General features: G+C 62.4%; 4 protein-coding genes. 2 read left to right on the top strand and 2 right to left on the bottom strand.

Annotated features, from left to right (window positions below; translation table 11 throughout):
* Positions 1-1,240 (bottom strand): Tad domain-containing protein (locus H7965_RS28815; RefSeq protein WP_186773943.1); only part of this gene is annotated, 1,240 nt, incomplete at its 3' end.
* A 589-nt stretch (positions 1,241-1,829) separates the two neighbouring features.
* Here H7965_RS28815 and H7965_RS28810 point away from each other — a divergent pair.
* Together H7965_RS28810 and H7965_RS28805 are read left to right on the top strand one after the other, a co-directional pair.
* Entirely contained in the window at positions 1,830-1,988 is a 159-nt protein-coding gene (locus tag H7965_RS28810; protein ID WP_186773942.1) for a hypothetical protein, read from the top strand.
* Positions 1,989-3,010: 1,022 nt separating this feature from the next.
* Entirely contained in the window at positions 3,011-3,760 is a 750-nt protein-coding gene (locus H7965_RS28805; protein WP_186773941.1) for a tetratricopeptide repeat protein, read from the top strand.
* 479 nt (positions 3,761-4,239) lie between these two features.
* Here the strand turns inward: H7965_RS28805 and H7965_RS28800 are convergent.
* Positions 4,240-4,657: integrase core domain-containing protein (locus tag H7965_RS28800; protein ID WP_186773940.1), on the bottom strand; the 418-nt coding region annotated here is incomplete at its 5' end.

The following is a 4,657-nucleotide window of genomic DNA, read 5'->3' as shown; positions in this document are numbered from 1 at the left end:
AGACGATGTACTGCGCGATGATGTTCAGACATCCTCCCGCGGGCGCGTTCACATTGGCCTCCACATTGCCGCCCATCGATAGCTCGCCATTCGGCAGGTAGATCACCCCATTGAGGATGCTGGTGGTGTTAGTCGTGGTGAAGCTGTTGGCTTTCTTGCACTTTGAACTGCCTATCCACAGGAATCCTGGTATAGCGCCGCCTACCGCTGTTTCGCGGGTCGCTGCGGTCATGTTGAACGATGAGCCGCCCGTCGCATTCAGGCCGCCACAGTAGACGATCGTCACACCCTGCCCGGCGAGCGAGATCGTCCCCGACTGTGCACTGGTGCTGATGTCACCTTGGACATAATAGATGCCGGGCAAGAAGGTCGTGTTGCCCTGCAGTTGCATGTACGAATAGATCCCAGGTTGCGCCACGACAGTTTCGCCGGGCTTTACGAGCAGCTCCTTGACCCCTTTCATCGTCACATATGTAGCAAGGTTGGTCAGCGCCTGCTGCACTTCCGGATTGTCGTGGTAAGGATCCGGGTGAAGGGGCTGAAAGGGGTATTGGGCTCCCACGATGGTGCCGGCGCCTTCGATTTCCTTCGACGCGAAATGCGCAAGGCCCGATAGGTAGCCACCGCTGCTAACGACGATCTTTCCGTTGGAGCGGGTGGCGCACTGGTCGAGCACGACCCTTGGATTGCCGGACTTGAGCTCTACGGGTCTGCCCGAGTTGTTGACGTCCCCGATGCCGAAGATGCAGATGGGTGGGTTCGGGTGCGCCTCTGCCACTGCCATTGCCTCAATGGCCACGTTTGGTCCGACGACGTTGAGAAGGCCGGTGACCGAGAATTGCCGCGTCATCGTCACGTGGACGGCTGTGCTCCGTGGATTGTTCACCCCTGATGTAAGCCTGATGGTGAGTTCACCGGTCGTCATTCGGCGATTGACGAGGTCCCAGCTTCGGCTGGCACCACCTACAGCTCCGTTGAGCTCAGCAAGATCAGCTGCGGTATCCGCGGCACGCCGTGCGTCTTGGGTGGCGGCGTAGCGTTGTGCTCCGGCACGGGCTGCGAAATCCACCGTCCGCTGCAACTGAGTCTTGCGGAGCGCCCAGAAGCTGACGTCGATGGCGAGTGCAGCCACCCCGATGAACATAGGCATCATCAGGGCCGTCGCGACGGCAATCAATCCCTTTCGGTCGGCAAGGATGGGCCGGAAGTTCCAGGCAGCAGTGCACAGCAAGTGGGCCACCCTCGCGATCTCCTACCATCACTGGCCGCCGAGGTATCCTGTTTCTCGTGAGGCACAAGCCGCGGTCACGGAAGTCTGAGGCTGCTGCTGGACAGCAAAGAGTGGACCCTCCGTTACTGTACCGCGAGGGCGTGAAGTTTTGCACATGCTCTTACCAAAGACCTCTGCGGAACGCCTTGTCGATTGTGCCTGATGCTGCCTCGATTGAGGCTGCAGACGACGGTAGAGACATGGATGGGTCCGCGTGGAACCAAACAGGCAAGCTTGGGGGGGAGGCGCTGTTTTCCGAGCTGAACCGCCATCTCAATGACGAGAGGCTAGTGTTGAAGGCCGGCACGCTGATCGACGCGACGCTGGCCAAGGCTTTGGTCGCTCGCTCGCCGACATGCGAGGGCGAGGTCTCGACCCGAGATTCTTAGGCTGGTCTAACACGACGCTGCCAGCGGAGCTTCTTCGGCTTCAAGGCGCAGCTGGCTGTTGATCTTGGCTCCGAACTGGTGCGCATTGCCATCTTGATCGGCGCCGAGGTCGATGACAGCCTCGCGGCTTACGGCCCTGTGCGGGGCGATGAAGCCGCATTCTTGTCGACATGGCCTTTAACGGCATCGATCGGCGAGAGGCGCTGGCCGATGGCGGCATTGCCGACGCCATCATGCATCGAAGCCATGCCCGCCGCCGGCTCGCGCCTTGGCAGCGCTGGATGAACGTCGTGCTCGCGTCCATCCGTGGTCAGGCGATCGCGCCTTAGGCACGCTGAAGCGCAGCTATGGTTGCGCCGCGTCCGCTACCTCGATCTGGTCAGGAACGGTGCTTACCTGCATCTGCTCTACGCCGCAATGAACCTCTGCCGGGCCGAACGGCTCACAGGCTGACGGGAGAGGTGAGTCTGGCAGGGCGCCACCTCGTGAAGCACGGCTACCAAGCCCCGCGTTAGCCGGACTGCGACCGCCTTAACACCGACCTATCGTGTTTCGCAGAGGTCTCCACTGATGCCGATGGGCACAGTCGGAGAGGATCGTGAATCACGGATTGTGTGCACAGCCTTGCGCAACCGCGGTTCGCGGTACTTGGAAGAGCATGTCAAGCGATATACCCGAAATGCTACCTCCTCGCTGGCTACGGCGAGGTGTGGCGATGTCCATGAGGCCGGTACCCGGTCGAATATTTCCGCGGCGGTCCCGTGCCGCGGATATCCTGTCGTGTCTGGACGATCCGGTGAGCCATGTTGTGCCGTCCGTGCGTCTCCATCCGAACGACAGGCGGCTGGGGAAGTGGCTGCTGCGGCAGGTCGAGAGCGCGGCTCCATTGCATACGGCAGCCGCTCTGTTCCAACGCGCGTCCGACCTCACCGTCACCGCTGCCGCGATAAGCATCGAGCCTGCGCTTTGTCCGGCGCTAGATGAGCTTGCATCGGAGCTACAGGGATGGCCTTTCATCTGGTGGCTTGAGGGTGCCCTCGCGCCAGCGCCTCATCTCGGCATCTATCTGGAGGGTCCTCCGGAGCTGCAAAACACGGTCGCCGAGCGGATCTCAATCTATGAGGCGCGCAGATCGAGCAGCGAGGCGTCATTGGTCTGGTCGAGGTTCAGGTCGTCACGCCCGTTCGATTGGATCAAGTGAATTCACGCCAACAGGCAGCCGCCTGTCCCGATTTCGTGATGCCCCTGGTGTAGGGTGCCGCACGGGGTATGTCGCCATCCGTCTGAACGGAAGTCCTTTCACACGGCTCTGACGATGGAGGTGCGGGTGAGATCCTTGGCTGTCTTGGTGATGCTGGCCCTCACAGCATGTGGGGGGGGTGGTCAGCAATCTCTCAATATTGGTATGCGGCCCAGCCTCAACGTAGCGGATGCGGCGTTGTCCGGTGGTACGCCTGCGATTGCGCTGCAGGTCACTACGGATCTTCTCGGCAGAGAGCCAAATAGTGTCGAAGCGCTCTTGCGGCATGGAGCCGCGCTTCATGCGCTGGGAAGGACCACCGAAGCGCAGGCGAGCTACACCCGCGCAATCTCGCTCGATCCTACTTCTGTCGGCGCGGCGCTGGGCCTGGGGCGATTGCAGATCGCGTCCAATCCGGTCGAGGCCGAGCGGTTGTTCCTGCAGGCGCTGAACCGTGACCCCAGGAACCCGGCCGCCCTGAACAACCTTGGCATTGCAAGGGATCTCCAGGGCAGGCACAGGGATGCGCAGTCCGCCTATGCTCAGGCGATTACCGAAGCACCAGGCGTGAGTGCTGCGCAGGTGAATATGGGCCTTTCGCTTGCGCTGAGTGGGGACCCGAGGCGAGCGGTTGAAATGCTTCGCTCCGTGGCGTCGCAAGCTGCGGCACCCCGTCCTGCTCGACACAACCTGGCTGCTGCGATGGCGATGAGCGGCGACACGGCTGGCGCGGAGAGCATCTTCAGATCAGACCTGAGCGAGGAGGATGCGAGGCGCGTCCTGGACGCCCTTAGGATGCTTGGCGAAGCGCCGGTGGCAACGGCGCAGCAGACTGCCTCCGCCCAGTCTCACGGGTCCTAGAAGCGCGCGTCCGCCGCGCCAACGAGGCAGCGCAACTCATTTTTGAAGCGCCTCCTCCTGGTGGCAGATCTGAGTAGGAGCAGGCGAGCGAGTGCCTTGCGCAGCTCCCGCGTCGGGCTTTCTCGGCGCACCGTGGTGGACGTGGGCGGTGGGCGCGGGACCCTCCTCCAGGAGGTTCTGGCGCGCGACCCGAGCCTACGGGGTGTCAGTGGCGGAGGAATATTGGAGCGCCTTGCGGAGTAAAGTTGGGGCAGCCGGCGTCCGGCGGCTTGAGCTTGGTGACCGCTACTTGGCTGCGGATGGTTTCGGACCGAGTGGCGCGTCAGCGGTTCGCCTGCGCCTTTCGTGTAAAAACCTGGATTAGACCCGACGGACAATGCCCGACTTGATCGCAAACACGACCGGCGACGTGGAGCAGTGAGGTGGTCCCCATTCGTCGGACAGCTTGGCGGTCTGGATAAGCTCGGTCCTGGTTTCCGTCAGGCCGCCAATCTCGTCACCGCATTGATCCCATACGCCTCGTCAGGGGTCCTGCCGTCCAGGCCAGAATGAGGGCGTCTGGTATTGTAGTAGCTGATCCACTTCGACAGCCCGGCCCGCAGCTCGGACCCGGTCTCGAAGGCGTGCAGGTAGACGCACTCGTACTTCAGGCTGCGCCACAGCCGTTCGATGAAGACGTTGTCCATCCAGCGGCCACGGCCGTCCATCGAGATGCGCACTCCGGCCTGCTGCAGCACGCCGGTGAACCGCGGCGAGGTGAACTGGCTGCCCTGGTCGGTATTGAAAATCCCCGGTCGCCCGAACCGCCCCAAGGCCTCCTCCAGCACCTCGAGGCAGAACTCCACCTCCATGGTGTTCGACACCCGCCAGGCCAGCACCTTCCGCGTCGCCCAGTCC

The sequence above is a fragment of the Siccirubricoccus deserti genome, assembly GCF_014283215.1.
Lineage (GTDB): Bacteria > Pseudomonadota > Alphaproteobacteria > Acetobacterales > Acetobacteraceae > Siccirubricoccus > Siccirubricoccus deserti.
The sequence above is the reverse complement of the archived record's forward strand: the minus strand, read 5'-3'. Positions and strand labels throughout refer to the sequence as shown.

Coding starts and splice junctions, on each gene's coding strand:
- H7965_RS28810 (WP_186773942.1), top strand. CDS start 1,830: ATGGCCTTTAACGGCATCGATCGGCGAGAGGCGCTGGCCGATGGCGGC.
- H7965_RS28805 (WP_186773941.1), top strand. CDS start 3,011: ATGCTGGCCCTCACAGCATGTGGGGGGGGTGGTCAGCAATCTCTCAAT.